At 30.9% G+C, this 16,943-nt stretch carries 17 protein-coding genes; 5 read left to right on the forward strand and 12 right to left on the reverse strand.

What is annotated here, in order from left to right; translation table 11 throughout:
- The 3 genes from L2Z92_RS05750 to hflX all read left to right on the forward strand — a co-directional run bounded on the left by L2Z92_RS05750 (window position 1) and on the right by hflX (window position 3,294).
- The gene (locus L2Z92_RS05750) at window positions 1–618 is read left to right on the forward strand and encodes a choice-of-anchor J domain-containing protein (protein ID WP_236457881.1); all 618 of its coding nucleotides are present in this window, start codon (window positions 1–3) and stop codon (window positions 616–618) included.
- 7 nt (window positions 619–625) lie between these two features.
- Window positions 626–1,975: a DUF5689 domain-containing protein gene (locus L2Z92_RS05755; RefSeq protein ID WP_236457882.1), complete on the forward strand. Its 1,350-nt coding sequence runs from the start codon at window positions 626–628 to the stop codon at window positions 1,973–1,975.
- Window positions 1,976–2,070: 95 nt separating this feature from the next.
- A complete protein-coding gene (hflX, locus tag L2Z92_RS05760) occupies window positions 2,071–3,294 on the forward strand; it encodes a GTPase HflX (RefSeq protein ID WP_236457883.1) in 1,224 nt (407 codons plus the stop codon).
- A 51-nt stretch (window positions 3,295–3,345) separates the two neighbouring features.
- Here the strand turns inward: hflX and L2Z92_RS05765 are convergent, their stop codons facing one another.
- The 12 genes from L2Z92_RS05765 to L2Z92_RS05820 form a co-directional block, all read right to left on the reverse strand.
- A complete protein-coding gene (locus L2Z92_RS05765; RefSeq protein WP_236457884.1) occupies window positions 3,346–4,281 on the reverse strand; it encodes a DUF3078 domain-containing protein in 936 nt (311 codons plus the stop codon).
- A 117-nt stretch (window positions 4,282–4,398) separates the two neighbouring features.
- A complete protein-coding gene (locus L2Z92_RS05770; RefSeq protein ID WP_236457885.1) occupies window positions 4,399–4,905 on the reverse strand; it encodes a DUF2480 family protein in 507 nt (168 codons plus the stop codon).
- Window positions 4,906–4,913: 8 nt separating this feature from the next.
- A complete protein-coding gene (locus L2Z92_RS05775) occupies window positions 4,914–6,749 on the reverse strand; it encodes an ABC transporter ATP-binding protein (RefSeq protein ID WP_236457886.1) in 1,836 nt (611 codons plus the stop codon).
- 75 nt (window positions 6,750–6,824) lie between these two features.
- Window positions 6,825–7,148, reverse strand: coding sequence for an SUF system Fe-S cluster assembly protein (locus L2Z92_RS05780; RefSeq protein WP_236457887.1), 324 nt, complete (start codon window positions 7,146–7,148; stop codon window positions 6,825–6,827).
- A 46-nt stretch (window positions 7,149–7,194) separates the two neighbouring features.
- Window positions 7,195–7,614, reverse strand: coding sequence for a SufE family protein (locus L2Z92_RS05785; RefSeq protein ID WP_236457888.1), 420 nt, complete (start codon window positions 7,612–7,614; stop codon window positions 7,195–7,197).
- A 3-nt stretch (window positions 7,615–7,617) separates the two neighbouring features.
- A complete protein-coding gene (locus L2Z92_RS05790; RefSeq protein ID WP_236457889.1) occupies window positions 7,618–8,121 on the reverse strand; it encodes a hypothetical protein in 504 nt (167 codons plus the stop codon).
- A gap of 145 nt (window positions 8,122–8,266) precedes the next feature.
- Window positions 8,267–9,487: an aminotransferase class V-fold PLP-dependent enzyme gene (locus L2Z92_RS05795; protein ID WP_236457890.1), complete on the reverse strand. Its 1,221-nt coding sequence runs from the start codon at window positions 9,485–9,487 to the stop codon at window positions 8,267–8,269.
- Between the two features lie 129 nt (window positions 9,488–9,616).
- The gene (locus tag L2Z92_RS05800) at window positions 9,617–10,162 is read right to left on the reverse strand and encodes a hypothetical protein (RefSeq protein WP_236457891.1); all 546 of its coding nucleotides are present in this window, start codon (window positions 10,160–10,162) and stop codon (window positions 9,617–9,619) included.
- 82 nt (window positions 10,163–10,244) lie between these two features.
- Window positions 10,245–11,561 (reverse strand): Fe-S cluster assembly protein SufD, encoded by a 1,317-nt coding sequence (gene sufD / locus L2Z92_RS05805; RefSeq protein WP_236457892.1) that lies wholly within the window; start codon window positions 11,559–11,561, stop codon window positions 10,245–10,247.
- 62 nt (window positions 11,562–11,623) lie between these two features.
- The gene (gene sufC / locus L2Z92_RS05810) at window positions 11,624–12,373 is read right to left on the reverse strand and encodes a Fe-S cluster assembly ATPase SufC (RefSeq protein WP_236457893.1); all 750 of its coding nucleotides are present in this window, start codon (window positions 12,371–12,373) and stop codon (window positions 11,624–11,626) included.
- Between the two features lie 47 nt (window positions 12,374–12,420).
- Window positions 12,421–13,869 carry a Fe-S cluster assembly protein SufB gene (sufB, locus tag L2Z92_RS05815; RefSeq protein WP_236457894.1) on the reverse strand — a complete coding sequence of 483 codons (1,449 nt, stop codon included), beginning with the start codon at window positions 13,867–13,869 and terminating at the stop codon, window positions 12,421–12,423.
- A 10-nt stretch (window positions 13,870–13,879) separates the two neighbouring features.
- On the reverse strand, window positions 13,880–14,209 hold the full coding sequence (locus L2Z92_RS05820; RefSeq protein ID WP_236457895.1) for a HesB/IscA family protein: 330 nt from the start codon (window positions 14,207–14,209) through the stop codon (window positions 13,880–13,882).
- A 164-nt stretch (window positions 14,210–14,373) separates the two neighbouring features.
- On the opposite strand from L2Z92_RS05820, the gene L2Z92_RS05825 reads away from it, so the two are divergent.
- Both L2Z92_RS05825 and L2Z92_RS05830 read left to right on the forward strand, forming a co-directional pair.
- Entirely contained in the window at window positions 14,374–15,234 is an 861-nt protein-coding gene (locus tag L2Z92_RS05825) for an MBL fold metallo-hydrolase (protein WP_236457896.1), read from the forward strand.
- An 82-nt stretch (window positions 15,235–15,316) separates the two neighbouring features.
- A complete protein-coding gene (locus L2Z92_RS05830) occupies window positions 15,317–16,918 on the forward strand; it encodes a S8 family peptidase (RefSeq protein WP_236457897.1) in 1,602 nt (533 codons plus the stop codon).
- Window positions 16,919–16,943: the final 25 nt, after the last annotated feature.

The raw sequence follows: 16,943 nt of genomic DNA on the forward strand, positions 1-16,943 counted from the left end.
ATGAAAAAAATTATAAAAAACATACTTATATTAACATCAACGATAGTATTAACAACAGGTTGTGTTAGCGATGATGATTTTGATATTCCAAAACTTAGAGTACCCTTTTTCGAAGAAAATTTTGAAACTGCAACAAATAACACAAACTTAGATCTAACTGATTGGACTAATTTTGCTGAAGAAGGAACTTGGTTATGGAGAGAAAAAACTTTTGGAGGTAATGGATATGCTGAATTTAGTGCTTTTGGCTCTGGTTCTGCTTCAAATTTAGTTTGGTTAGTTTCTCCTGCTATTAACTTAAACGGGTATTCTTCACCAATTCTTAAATTTAGTGTAGCACAACACCATCTAGATGTAGATTCGCCAGATAATTCTTTAGAAGTATTAATTTCAACTGATTATGATGGAACAAACGTATTAGCAGCTACTTGGACAGCCGTAAATGCTAACATCCCAAATTCAACAATTTCTTGGTATCAATTTGTAAAATCCACAGTTGCATTACCGTCAACAAATGGAAATATTCATATTGCCTTTAAATTTAAAGGTTCAGGAACAAATACTGCTTTAGATGGTGCATTCCAAGTAGATAATATTTTATTATATAATGAAAATTAAAAATACTATGAAAAAAATAATTTTAACAACTGCAATTTTTGCAACTTTATTTAGTTGTGTAAATGACGATGATTATAGTGCTCCTGCTGAAGACTGTACTTCACTAATCGCTAATGTTACTGTCCAAAGCGTTACAACAACAGCAACTAGTTCTGCAACAGAATATACAAACGACGATATCATTGAAGCTTATGTTACTTCAAGTGATGAAGGTGGAAACTTCTATAAATCTATTTCTTTTGTATCCTTAGATGGTACTACTGGTTTTAGTATGCCCGTTGATAATTACAATCTATTTACAAAATATGAACCAGGAAGAAAGGTTTTCATAAATTTAAAAAACAGATTTTACAACACCCAAAATAATAGTACTGTAATCGGTTCCGATTATGAAGGCGGAGTTGGTAGAATTTCTGGCGTAGAATATCAAAACATTATTATTCGTTCATGTGACAAAGTAGATGAAGACGATATTCTAAATAATATTACTATTACTCAAGCACAACAAAATCAAAACTTAAATAAATTAATTGAGTTTGATAACGTTCAGTTTACTGATGCATCTATAGATCAAAACTATTACGACACAGATGTATTCACTATTGGAGGAGGAACAAATCATCAAATCACTGATGAATTTGGAAACACTACAACATTAAGAGTAAGCTCTTTTGCCTCTTTTGCAAGTGCAAACATCCCAAGTGGAAGTGGAAAAATAAGAGGTGTGATGACAAAATTCGGTAGCACTTATCAATTTATGATAAGAACATTAAACGATGTAAAGTTAGACAATGCAAGAATGGAAATCGATTTCTTCCCTCCATTAGTAGGTAATGCACTTGTATATGGCGGGACTTTAAATGAACCTTTTACAAGTTACACAGCTTCTAATCAACAAGATTTCCCTGCATATATCAATGATGCTTCTGTAGGTAGTAGATATTGGCAACTAAAAACATTTAGCGGAAACAAATACATCCAAATGTCTTCTTTTGGAGGTGGAAACACTGAGGCAAATCGTGGTTTATTTATTATTCCAGTAAATATGACTACTGCAAACACTTTTTCATTCAAAACAAAAGACGGCTATAATAATGGAAATGTTTTAAAAGTTTATTATTCTACAAACTACGTTCCTGGAAATCAAATTTCAACAGCAACTCTTGTAGATATAACTTCAAGTTTCACTATTTCATCTGGAAATACTTCAGGTTATGGAGCAAATTTTATTAATAGTGGTACTTACAACATTCCAGTTTCTTTAACTGGAAACGGATATTTCATCTTTGAATATGTTGGAAACGGTTCGACAGGACCAACAACAACAATGCAAATTGATGATATTGTTATTAATTAAATATTTGATTAATATTGAATAAAAAAGGTTGTCTAAAATTAGACAACCTTTTTTATTCAATATTAATCTTACCTTTGTAATGATAAAGAAAGACTATGTTAGAAAAAATAGAACATCAATTTGAAAAAACTGCCATTGTTGGTATTGTCACGCAAAACCAAAGTGAAGAAAAATTAAGAGAATATCTAGATGAACTAGAATTCCTTACTTTCACAGCTGGAGGTGAAGTCGTGAAACGTTTTTCTCAAAAAATGGACAAACCAAATCCTAAAACATTTGTAGGTACTGGAAAGCTAGAAGAAATTAATTACTACATTAAAGATAACGATGTTAAAACAGTAATTTTTGATGACGAATTAACACCGTCTCAATTAAAAAATATAACAAAAGAATTAGATTGTAAAGTTTTAGACCGAACCAATTTAATTCTAGATATTTTTGCCCAACGTGCTCAAACTTCATATGCTAGAACACAGGTTGAATTAGCACAATGTCAGTATTTACTTCCAAGGCTTACAGGTATGTGGACACATCTTGAACGTCAACGTGGAGGAATTGGAATGCGTGGCCCTGGAGAAACAGAAATTGAAACAGACAGACGTATTGTTAGAGATCGAATTTCGTTATTAAAAGAAAAAATCAAAACAATCGACAAACAAATGTCTGTGCAACGTGGAAATCGTGGAGCAATGGTTCGAGTTGCTCTAGTTGGTTATACTAATGTTGGTAAATCGACTTTAATGAATGCCGTTGGGAAAAGTGATGTTTTTGTTGAAAATAAATTATTTGCAACTTTAGATACTACTGTTAGAAAAACTGTAATTAGGAATTTACCCTTTCTTTTAAGCGATACAGTGGGCTTTATTAGAAAACTACCAACTCAATTGGTTGAGTCCTTTAAAAGTACCTTAGACGAAGTTAGAGAGGCTGATTTATTACTTCATGTAGTAGATATTTCTCATCCTGAATTTGAAGACCATATTGCATCTGTTAATGATATTCTTAAAGAGATAAAGAGTGACAATAAACCAATTATCATGGTTTTTAATAAAATTGACGCATTCAATCCTGTTTATTTTGATGTAGAAAATTTAGAAATTGAAAAAGAATCGAAACATTATACTCTTGATGAATGGAAACAAACTTGGATGAGTAAAATGGGCGAAGATAATGCCTTATTTATTTCAGCAACTGACAAATTAAACTTTGAGGAGTTTAGAGAAAAAGTATATGAAGCCGTGAGAGAAATTCACATTACGCGATTCCCATATAACAAATTCTTATATCCAGAATATAACGAAGCATTAGATACGGAATAATAAAAAAGACCTCAAAATTTGAGGTCTTTTTTATATAAATAAATCATTAGATTAAAATCCGTAATTAAATCCTAAACCAAATACTTCTCTAATTTGAAATGCTCCAATTGCATTATCATCGTAAATAGCTTGAAAAGCAATATTAGTAGAAATGTATTTATTAATTTTCATCACTAAATTCATTTGATAATCTATATCTACATTTTGTGGTTTATCTAAATAATTAGAATAAAGATTCAAAATGTTTTCCATAGAAACATTCTCCATTATATTAAACTTATAATACCCGTTTACAGCAGCACCAAATTCGAAACGAGAACTTTTTCCTTGTTCTACCCCAAAAGCTGATCCGAATTCTGTAAAATGCTTATGAACAAAAATCAAACGTGATGTTGCAGGAGCGAAATTAAATTTCAAATTATCACTTTTTTTCCATAATAAGCCTGGACCTGCTTGAAGATAGGCAGGAGAGAAAAAATGAGAAATGGTTACTCTTTGATCAAAATCATCTGTTAAAACTGCAGGTGTTCCATTATCATTAGTCACTTTTTTAAAACCAACATCCATTTGAGTTTTAAAATTTAAAAAAGCTGAATAAAACCAATATCCTTTCGCTTTCTTACCTACTAATGAAGTAAATTCTATACGGTCGTCTGACTTTGTAGTTTCTTGTCCTTTAATCTTAGTTAAACCATAAGAAGCAATAAATTTATTATCCCAAATTAAATCTGAAGTTTTATAATTAAAATCATAATTTAATCCAGCATTTCCAGCAATGTTAGAAGTCCCACCACCTAACCATTCATTATTAAATGCAGACTGATTAAAAAGGAAAACAAAGTTTCCTGTCGTTTTCCATCCAGAATAAGTTGTGTCTACTGCTTTTTTTGCAGCTTCTGCAGTAACATTAATTAATTCTCCTTCTGTTTTTTGCGCAAAGCTATTTGCAGCAACAAATACCAGTACTAATAATAAAGCTTTTTTCATTCGTAATCGTTTATTTTTTTATAACACAAAGTTAGTATTATCTAAACAATTATCATTTAATAGTAGACAAACAACACAATAAATATCGATTAATTGTTGTTTTTTATCGATAAAAGGCTATTTTGCTTTAAACAACGGAACTGCCGAACATGCTTCTCCAAACATAATACTCTTTGCAAATGGGCAAATTTTCTGAATTGCTAATGTATAAATCTCTTGAGGAACATCTTTTTTAGAACATCCTTTTAAAATTAGCGGTATACCTTGGTAGACCGAAAAATCAATTAAACTCAAAGCACTAGTATAATGAACCAACAAATAGTTCAATTTATTTCCATGTACGATTTGCTTTGCATAGGGAAATAAATAAGATGTAATTAATGCAAACGTCCAAGCAGGCAGAATTGCATCTGTACTACAAAAAAGGGTTACTCCTTTACCTGAAAACTGACTCCAATCGAAAGCTTTCAAGTTTTCTCTAAAATCTTTTTCTCTCAAAATGAAACCCTCATAAAGCCACTGAGAGATATCTAATGATACAATTTCCTCTTTTGGAAAATAATCTTCCAAATCAAAAACTTCTAACTTACTATTTGCAACTTTATTTATAATTTCTTTTTCCATAATTTCTTTTATTGATATCCTTCAGCTTGAAGCGTAAATAATTCAGCATATAAACTTTTATTATTCATCAACTCTTGATGTGTTCCTGCTTCTAAAATCTTACCATCGGCTAAAACTATAATTCTATCTGCCTGACGAACTGTACTAAACCTATGAGAAATTATAACACTTGTTTTGTTTTCAATTAAATGTATAAAACGCTCAAAAACCTCACTTTCAGCTTTTGCGTCTAATGCAGAGGTTGGTTCGTCTAAAATCATTACCTCAGCATTTTTCATATAAGCTCTAGCCAATGCAATTTTTTGCCATTGACCGCCTGATAATTCTTGGCCTTTTACAAAGCGTTTTCCAAGTTGCTGTTCATAACCTAAAGTAAGTTCTGAAACGACCTCATCTGCTAAACTTAATTGCGCAGCCTTTTCAATACGAACTTGATTATTAACTTCATCTATCTTACCAATTGCTATATTTTCTTTGACTGTAAATTCGTAACGAAAGAAATCTTGAAACAAAACACCAAAATAGGCTTGGTACTCTTTTTTATTATATTTATTAATGTTTATTCCTTCAAGTAGAATTTCGCCAGAAGTAGGTTCATAAAAACGAAGTAATAATTTTGTTAAAGTTGTTTTTCCTGCACCATTTTGTCCAACGAAAGCTATTTTCTCACCTGCTTTAATAGTAAAATTAACATCTTTAAGTATTTGTTGTTCCGATTCTGGATAAGCAAAGTAGACATTCTTAAATTCAAAACCAATTTGAATTTTAGTAGGCAATGGAATATCCTCTTTCACTTTTGATTCACAAGGAATATCTATAAAATCAAAATAATCCTTTAGATATAAAGCACTTTCAGATATTCTCGTAAACCTAGAAAAGAAATCTTGTAAACTCTTCATTAATCTATTAAAACTACCCGATAGAAAAGTTAATTCCCCTAATGTAATTACACCAGATAAAACTCGGTAAATTATAAAAACATAGGCCGCATAATAACTAATAGACCCTAAGAGGTTAAACAAAAAACCATAGGCTGAACGTTTAATTACTAATTTTTTATTTAGATTAAAGTATTTATTAGCAAGATTACCAAAACGTTCTACAATAAAATCGGTTAAACCGAAAAGTTTTATCTCTTTAGCTGTTTTGTCGTTTGCACCTATATATCTTAGATAATCTAACTCTCTTCGTTCTGATGTCCAACTCCTTGCTAAAGAATATTGTTGTTGACTAAAACGAATTTCATTAATAAAGGATGGAATAATACTTAATACTAATAAAATGATTAAATAGGGTTCAAAATAGATCAAACCAATAACCAAAGTAATTATAGATATTGTCGTTTGAGCTTGCCCTAATACATTCGACATTAAGTCGACTCTGCCCATGGTTTGCGTTCTCGCTCTTTCTAGTTTATCATAAAATTCAGAATTTTCAAGAAGACTAATATCTATTTCATTTGTTTTTTCAATGATTTGAATTGATGTTTGAATGTTATATTGATCTCCAAGAACACCATCAGTTAAAGAAATAGCTCTGCTTACTAAATCAGAAAGAATTATAAGTATAAACTCAATAAAAACAAACTTCCACAAATAATCAAAATCAGTTTGGGATGTTGTTGTAATGCGAATGATTTCGTCAATTATTATTTTTCCTATCCAAAGTATAACAACAGGTAACAAAGCTGCTATTATTCTACAAAAGGCAGAAACAAGAAATAATTTTTTATTCGTTTTCCAAATCTCTTTAAAGAATCTAGGAATAAAAAAAAGAGATTTAAAAGTATCCTTTAAACCTATTTTTTGTTTGTCGTTTAGTGATTTCGGTTGAAAACGTACCATTTTTTAATATTCAATATTCAGTGCTCAGTACATCGTAGTGAAACCTACTAAAAACCGAACACTGAATATTTTTTTTTAAAGCATTCCTAATTCTAGTTTAGCCTCTTCACTCATTAAATCTTTACTCCATGGTGGGTCAAAAGTAATTTCAACTTCACAAGATTTCACCTCATCGATCGATCTTACTTTCTCTTCTACTTCCATTGGTAACGATTCTGCTACTGGGCAATTAGGAGAAGTTAATGTCATTAAGATTTTAACATCATTATCTTCATTAATCATTACATCATATATTAGTCCTAACTCGTAAATATCAACAGGGATTTCAGGATCATAAATACTTTTTAAAACCTTTACAACATTTTCCCCTAAGTTTATCTCATCTTTAAATTCTTCCATTATTATTTTTCTTGTTTTGCCTATTGCAATATCTTATTATTTTAATTTACTGCTTTGCTTGGAAAGCTAAAGCATACATTTTAATCTTTTTAATCATTGAAACCAATCCGTTGGCTCTCGTTGGCGATAGATGTTCTTTTAATCCTATTTCATCAATAAAATCGGTATTAGCATCTAAAATATCTTGAGGAGATTGATTAGAGAAAGTACGTATGAGTATTGCAATAATTCCCTTTGTTAGAATTGCATCACTATCTGCAGTAAATACAATTTTATCTTCAATCATTTCTCCATTGACCCAAACTTTAGACTGACAACCTTTTATAATATTATCTTCCGTTTTGTGATTTTCATCTATCAATGGAAGTGTCTTACCTAATTCAATAATATATTCATAACGCTCCATCCAATCGTCAAACATGGAGAATTCATCAATAATTTCTTCTTGTATGGCTTGTATTTTCATTTTTTAATTTAATTTTTCTGCAATTCTCAAAAGAGTATTAACTAACTTTTCAATATGTACTGGTGGGGTTCCTCCATCAAATTCAGGCGTTAAAAAAACATCTTCACCTATCGTAACTTTTAAATTTGCAATGGGTGCTCCGTCATAAAAACGTTTTTCAGAAGGTGCTTTTAAGCTAGGTAACTCTGTTACATTAATTGCTTTATAATCATTTTCAATTGCTTTATAATCTTCTGGTTTTAATTCCCAAAAAACAGGTTTTGCAGCTCTTGCACTTTGCACATAAATCCTTCTTCCTTCAATTGTTATCATTCTAAAGTATCCTCTAGATGAAGATTCATAAACAATTAATGGCAAATCTTGATTTTCGGTCATAGCACTTGGTTTTTCAGAAACAATAGTATTTTTAGATTTTTCTCCAACTAAACCTGCATCAGTTGCTTTCTTTTGGCAATTACAACTAGTAAGCGTAATTAATAATGTCGATAAAATGGTAATTAATTTCATATGTTTATAATTTGTTTTTATTTGTAACATATGGTATCGCTTTTAATCTTTTGTGTTTACTTCACTAAATACATTTTAATTTGAGTTCAGTGAATTCTATTTGTTTGCAACAAACATTTTGTTAGTGGCGATTTCATAGTGTTATTTATGACAACATTGTTATAGCTTTTTTAACAGCTTCTACAAATATATCAATTTCTTCTTTGGTATTATAAAAAGCAAAACTTGCTCTTATTGTCCCAGGAATTTTGAAGAAATCCATAATTGGCTGTGCACAATGATGTCCTGTTCGTACAGCTATTCCTAATTTATCTATAATCGTGCCAATATCATACGGATGAATACCATCAACATTAAAAGATATTACTGAGGCTTTTCTATTTAAATCTTCTGGACCATAGATTGTTAAATTATCTATTTCCTGAAGTCTTTTAGTTCCATACTCTAATAATTCTTTTTCTTGCTTTGCTATACCGTCAAAACCAATTGCATTCATATAATCTACTGCAGCTCCAAAAGCAATTCCTCCACAAATATTTGGTGTTCCTGCTTCAAATTTATGAGGCAAATCTGCATAGGTAGTTTTTTCAAAAGTTACTGTTGCAATCATTTCACCTCCACCTTTGTAAGGAGGCAATTTTCGCAACCATTCTTCTTTACCATATAACATCCCTACACCTGTTGGCCCACACATTTTATGCGCAGAAGTAACGTAAAAATCGACATCTAAAGCTTGTACATCTGGTTTTAGATGTGGACAAGCTTGCGCTCCATCAATTAAAACTGCTGCACCCACTTCATGTGCTTTTTTAATTATATATCCTATTGGATTTAAAGTACCTAATGCATTCGATATATGATTACAAAAAACCAATTTCGTTTTATCTGAAAGTAATTTATCATATTCAGACATTATTAACTCCCCATGAATATCCATAGGAATTACTTTCAAAATTGCTCCTGTTTGCTCACAAAGCATTTGCCAAGGCACAATATTACTATGATGTTCTAATGCAGAAACAATAATCTCGTCATTTTTTTGTAAAATTGATGCAAAACCATTAGCTACTAAATTAATGCTTTCTGTAGTTCCAGAAGTTAAAATAATTTCATAGTTCTGCTTTGCATTAAAATGCTTTTGAATCTTCAAACGCGCTTCTTCATAAGCATCTGTTGCTAATTGGCTTAATGTATGTACACCACGATGAATATTAGCGTTGTATTTGGAATAATAATCAACAATAGCATCAATTACTATCTGCGGTTTTTGAGAAGTAGCTCCATTATCGAAATATACTAGTGGTTTTCCGTTTACTTTTTGAGATAAAATTGGAAAATCTGCTCTTACTTTTTGAATATCAAACATTGTAAATCAATTTGGCTACAAATTTACAACTTGATTATTTAAAATTGGAATAAATAAAGGTTAAAATGGTTATAAAATACAACACAAAATAACTTGACAATTTTAATAAATAATATTTAAAACTAATAATTACATAAATGTATAGTTCAAACCTAAATTTAAGGTTATTCCACGAATCGAATTAGGAAAATCAAAACCATAGTTATTGACTTCAAGAAAAATACTCTGAAAATTTTCTTTTTCAGTATAGACACCATATCCAATAGAATATTTCTTAAAATAGCCACTTAGATGTTCATGCCCGATTTGAAAGCTTCTTCCATAACCAAAAGAAATCATTATTTTATTAGAATCAAAAATATCAAATCCCATTTTTGCATTCAAATAAACTGGAAGAATAAATATTTCAGATCTATAATTAATATCAGCTCCTGAATTAATTCCAAGGAAGAAAATTTCATCTGGATCATGTAACCCTATTCCACTTCTAATATTAATACCACCAAGATTAACAAAACTATTTGTTCCGTCTTCTTCCTTTACTAAGAACGAAGCAGTCCCAGCAATATCTCCCTCATAATACATAGTGTCATCTAAGAAAGATTCACTAAAAGATTGACTGAAAACATACTCAAAACTTAAAAAAAAGCATACTACTAAAAGACACCTGTTCAAAATCATCACTTATTAAATAGTTTAAAATCAAAACAAAAGCCACACATTGTGGCTTTTATTATAAATTAAATACATTATATTTTTACAAATCAAAACCCATTTTCACACCTAACTTCGTAGCTATTATTTTTGTAATTCTCTGTTTTAATTCTGGTATTTTAATGCTCGATATAACTTCGTTTGAAAAAGCATACATCAACAAGGCACGTGCTTCTTTTTTAGGAATTCCACGTTGTTGCATATAAAACATTGCGCTTTCATCTAATTGACCAATAGTACAACCATGCGAACACTTAACGTCGTCTGCAAAAATTTCTAGTTGTGGTTTAGCATTTATAGTCGCTTTTTCACTAATTAGAATGTTATTATTTTGCTGAAATGCATTTGTTTTTTGTGCTTCTTTCTCAACATATATTTTACCATTAAAGACTCCTGTAGAGTTGTCTCCAAAAATTCCTTTATAATCCTGATGACTTTCACAATTTGGTTGCGAATGATGAACCAATGTAAAATGATCCACATGTTGCTTATCTCCAATGATTGTAATACCTTTCAGTGTAGAATCGATACGTTCCCCAAAATGATAGAAATTTAAATTGTTTCTCGTGATATTTCCTCCAAAAGAGAAAGTATGCACAGAAACTCTGCTTTCTTGCTTTTGAGAAATATAAGTATTATCAATCAAATTAGCTGTTTGAACGTCATTTTGAATTTTATAATAATCTACATTAGCTCTTTTCTGAGCAAATATTTCTGTTACAGAGTTTGTTAACACAGGGTTTTCATTCAAACTTTGATGGCGCTCAATAATCTGAACGTGAGCATTTTCACCAACTACGATTAAATTCCTTGGCTGAACCATCATAGCGTCTTCAGTTCCCGTAGAAAAATATATTATCTCAATTGGCTTATCTGCAACTTTACTCTTAGGTATATTTATGAATGCTCCTTCTTGAGCAAAAGCAGTATTTAGAGAAGTTAGACTATCATCTTTTTTTGCAACCTGATTAAAATAGGTTTCTAAAACTAATCTATATTTTGGCTTAGTTAATACTGAAGAAAGTAAACATACATCTATTCCTTCGTGTGTGGTTGAAGATAAAAACGAACTGAATTTACCATCTATAAACACCAACTTATAAGTGTCAACTTCGTGAAGAAAATATTTTTTAACAGCAGGAAATTCAATTGCATTTTCATGCTTTGGAAAAACAGAAAAATCATTTTTCAATATTGAGTTTAATGATGTATATTTCCATGTTTCCTCTTTTTTAGTAGGAAACCCTTTTGTTTCGAAGTTTTTTATTGCTTGATTTCGTACTTCATGCAAAGTAGAGTCGTTATCAAATTTCTCTTCTAATGCAATGTATGACGAAAGTAATTTATCTTTTAAATCCATTGTTTTAAGTTTACAGTTTGCAATTTATAGTTTACAGCATTTATACTGAATTCTAAGATTGCTTACTGGATTTCAGCTTTAATCCAATCATATCCTTTTTCCTCTAATTCTAAAGCTAAAGCGGCTGTACCAGATTTAACAATTTTACCGTCCATTAATACATGTACAAAATCTGGAACGATATATTCTAACAAACGTTGGTAGTGTGTAATTACTACTACCGCATTGTCTTTACTCTTTAATTTATTAACACCGTTTGCAACGATACGAAGTGCATCAATATCTAAACCTGAATCTGTTTCATCAAGAATAGCGATCTTTGGCTCTAGCATTGCCATTTGAAAAATTTCATTTCTTTTCTTTTCACCCCCAGAAAAACCTTGATTTAATGAACGAGAAAGAAATTTTTTGTCCATTTCAAGTAGTTCCGATTTTTCACGAATTTTTTTCAACATTTCATTTGCAGGCATATCTTCTAAACCTTTTGCTTTTCTACTTTCGTTGATTGCTGTTTTAATGAAGTTAGTAACTGAAACTCCAGGGATTTCAACAGGGTACTGAAACGACAAGAATATTCCTTTATGTGCTCTTTCTTCTGGAGCTAATTCAGAAATTTCTTCATTATCTAAGAAGATTTCACCTTGAGATACTTCATAGTTTTCATTTCCTGCTATAATTGAAGAAAGTGTTGACTTTCCAGCTCCGTTTGGTCCCATTATAGCATGAACTTCTCCTGCTTTTACTTCAAGATTAATTCCTTTTAATATTTCTTTATCTTCAACTGAAGCATGTAAATTTTTAATTGATAACATTTTATTCTTTATTTTAAACCGTTTAAGGTATTAAGACTCATTTAGATTTAACCAACACTTCCTTCTAATGAAATTTCTAATAGTTTTTGAGCTTCCACCGCAAATTCCATTGGTAATTTATTCAACACTTCCTTACTAAATCCATTCACAATTAATGCAATAGCTTTTTCTGTAGGAATTCCACGTTGATTACAATAAAACACTTGGTCTTCACCAATTTTTGAAGTTGTTGCTTCGTGTTCAATTTTTGCAGTCGTATTTTTACTTTCTATGTATGGAAAAGTATGCGCTCCACATTCATTACCCATTAACAAACTATCACATTGAGAAAAGTTACGTGCGTTTTCAGCTCTAGAATTAATTTGTACCAATCCTCTATAACTATTTTGAGATTTTCCAGCAGATATTCCTTTTGAAATAATGGTAGATCTAGTATTTTTACCCAAGTGAATCATCTTTGTTCCTGTATCTGCTTGTTGATAATTATTAGTAACTGCAATAGAATAGAACTCACCAATAGAATTATCACCTTTTAAAATACAAGATGGATACTTCCAAGTAACTGCAGAACCAGTTTCAACTTGTGTCCAAGATATCTTTGCGTTTTTCTCACACAAACCTCTTTTAGTTACAAAATTGTAAACCCCACCTTTACCTTCTTTATTTCCAGGAAACCAGTTTTGAACTGTCGAATATTTTATTTCTGCATCATCCAAAGCAATTAATTCAACAACAGCAGCATGCAATTGGTTTTCATCTCGACTTGGAGCTGTACAACCTTCTAAGTAAGAAACATAACTTCCTTCATCTGCAATCACTAATGTTCTTTCAAACTGTCCTGTACCTCCTTGATTAATTCTAAAATAAGTCGAAAGCTCCATTGGACATCTCACTCCTTTTGGAATATAACAAAAACTACCATCTGAAAAAACAGCCGAATTTAATGCAGCATAAAAATTATCTTTAATCGGCACAATTGTACCTAAGTATTTCTTTACTAATTCTGGATGTTCTTTTATCGCTTCAGAAATTGGGCAGAAAATGATCCCCTTTTCTGCTAATGTTTTCTTAAAAGTAGTTGCAACTGAAACTGAATCTACAACAATATCCATTGCTATATTATTCATTTTCTTTTGTTCATCAATTGAAATACCTAACTTTTTATACATTTCTAAAAGCTCAGAATCAACATCATCAAGCGTTTTATTAGGGTCCGATTTTTTTGGAGCCGAATAATAAGCAATCGATTGAAAGTCAGGCTTTGTATAATGAACATTAGCCCATTCTGGTTCAATCATTTCTTTCCAAACTTTAAAAGCTTCAAGTCGCCATTCCGTCATCCATTCTGGCTCCTCTTTCTTTAAAGAAATTGCACGAACGATATCTTCATTTAACCCAATAGGAAAAGTTTCCGACTCTAATTCTGTATAAAATCCGTATTCGTATTCTTTGTTTTCTAATTCGACTTTTAAATCGTCTTCGGTGTATTTACTCATATATTTATATCTATAAAGAAAAAGATTCTCCACATCCACAAGTTCTCTGTGCATTTGGATTGTTAAAAACAAAACCTTTTCCATTCAAACCTCCTGAATATTCTAATACTGTTCCAACTAAGTAAAGAAAACTCTTTTTCTCTACAGCAATCTTCACATTATTATCTTCAAAAAGCTTATCATTTTCTCCTAATTCTTTGTCAAACTTTAATTCATAAGACAAACCAGAGCATCCTCCACTTTTAACACCTACTCTAACATAATCTCGAGTAGCATCAAAGCCATCATCTTTCATCATGTCGATGATTCTTTTGCTAGCAGTATCTGAAACTTTAATCATACCTATTTTGATTTTGTCTAAATTAACTGCAAATATAATTCATATAATGCTTATTACAAGGTTTCATAACATTATTATAACTTATTGCTTTATAATTTTTATTTATAATCAACACTAACTATAAAATCTTTTCGTTTTTTGTAAATTGCAGAAATTTTAATAAAATGAATCTTTATCCTATAGAATCTGGTAATTTCAAATTAGATGGTGGCGCAATGTTTGGAGTAGTTCCTAAAACAATATGGAACAGAACAAATCCAGCAGACGCTAATAACCTAATTGATATTGCAGCTCGATGTTTACTTATTGAAGATGGTAAAAAACTTATCCTAATTGATACTGGAATGGGTAATAAGCAATCCGAAAAATTTTTCGGGTATTATTCACTTTGGGGAAACCAAAACATTGATAAATCTTTAAAAGAAAAAGGTTTTCACAGAGATGATATTACCGATGTGTTTATGACGCATTTGCATTTTGATCATTGTGGAGGAGCTGTAAATTGGAATAACAACAAAACTGGCTATGAAGTAGCGTTTAAAAATGCTAAGTTCTGGACCAATGAAAATCATTGGAAATGGGCAACAGAACCAAATGTTAGAGAGAAAGCATCTTTCTTAAAAGAAAACATATTACCTATCGAAGAAAGTGGTCAACTTAACTTTATTTCTAGGACAGAAAATGGATTTTTAGAAAAAAGCGATTTAGACTTTGGTATATTCTTTGCAGATGGACATACAGAAAAACAAATGATTCCTATGATTAATTACAAAGGAAAGACTATTTGTTTTATGGCCGATTTGTTGCCAACTGCTGGTCATATACCATTACCTTACGTAACAGGATACGACACAAGGCCCTTATTATCAATGAATGAAAAAGATATCTTTTTAAAAAAAGCAGTTGAAAATAATTATTATCTTTTTTTAGAGCATGATGCTCATAATGAAATTATAACATTACAGAATACTGAAAAAGGGATTCGTTTAAAAGACGTTTTTAAATGTAATGAAATCTTAAAATAGTGTTAACACAATAGCAAAATGTAACTTTTATAGTCGATTTTTGTCTAATTGTATAGAATAATCAGATTAAAAAACCAAATACATGAAAAATTTAAAGCCAATCTATTTATCAGCTGCATTTGCATTAGCATTAGCAAGTTGTGGTGGTGCAAAACAAATGATCTCTACTCCTGTAGAAAATATTGATAATTTAGCATTAAAGATTACACCTTTAGCAGAAAATGATTTACAAAGATGGAGTCATTTAGATTTAGTTAAAGATACTGTTCCTGGAATGAGTGTTGATAAAGCTTATGAACAACTTTTAAAAGGTAAAAAAAGCACAACTGTAGTTGTTGGAATTGTAGATTCTGGTGTAGACATACGTCATGAAGATTTAAAAAGTGTAATTTGGGTTAACCCAAAAGAAATTGCTGGTAACGGTAAAGACGACGACAATAACGGATATATAGATGATGTTAATGGATGGAATTTCCTTGGCGACAGTAACAATGAACAGTTAGAAATGACTCGTATTGTTAAAATGGGACCTGGCACACCAGACTATGAAAAAGCAAAAGCAGAATTAGACGGAGAACTTAATGCTGCAATGGAGCAAAAAATGTTCTATGAAGGACTTTTAAAAGGTGGTAAAGATTTACAAACATTTTTAAAGAAAGAAGATTTTACTGCTGAAGACTTAAAAGCAATGAATTCTGACAACGAAGAATTAAACAACTCAAAAAACTTCTTTTTAACAAGAGTATTTCCTAGATCGACAGTTGCTGATTTCATGGAACAAGTTAAAGGGGGCATAAATCATTTTAATGACCAATTGAACTATAACTTCAATGTTGACTTTAATGGCCGTAAAGTTGTTGGAGACAACCCTAACGATATTAACGATACTAAATACGGTAACAATAACGTTATTGGATTAAATCCAGATGATGCATTACATGGAACTCACGTTGCAGGAATTGTAGCTCAAGTACGAAATAATAAAAAAGGTGGAGACGGTGTTGCCAACAACGTTAAAATAATGGCAGTTAGAGCCGTACCAAATGGTGATGAATACGATAAAGATATCGCATTAGGTATTCGTTATGCTGTAGACAATGGTGCAAAAGTAATTAACGGATCATTCGGAAAATATTATTCTCCAAACAAAGAATGGGTTCAAGATGCGTTAAAATATGCTGCTAAAAAAGACGTTTTAGTTATTTTTGCTGCTGGAAATGATTCTAAAGATTTAGATGTTATAAACAAATATCCAAGTGATTCTTATGATGGTGCTGAAGAAATTTCAGATAACGTTTTAATAATCGGCGCATTAGCTCCTAGCTATGGTTCTAAAATGGTAGCTTCATTCTCAAACTATGGTACAAAAAATGTTGATATTTTTGCTCCTGGTGTTCAAATTTATGCAACTATTCCAAATCAATCCTATAAATACCTTCAAGGAACTTCAATGGCTTCTCCAAATGTTGCAGGTGTTGCTGCATTAATCCGTTCTTATTATCCAAAATTATCTGCTAAACAAGTTAAGCAAATTATTATGGAAAGCGGAACTCCTTTAAAAAACGAAGTAACTGTTGGTGAGGGAGAAGGAAAACATCAAGCTAACTTTTCTATAGTTTCAAAAACTGGAAAAATAGTAAATGCATACAACGCATTACTAATGGCTGAGCAAATGTCTAAATAAATTCACTCAATAATTCATAAACAAA

Source organism: Flavobacterium jumunjinense, assembly GCF_021650975.2.
In the GTDB taxonomy this organism is placed as follows: Bacteria; Bacteroidota; Bacteroidia; order Flavobacteriales; family Flavobacteriaceae; genus Flavobacterium; species Flavobacterium jumunjinense.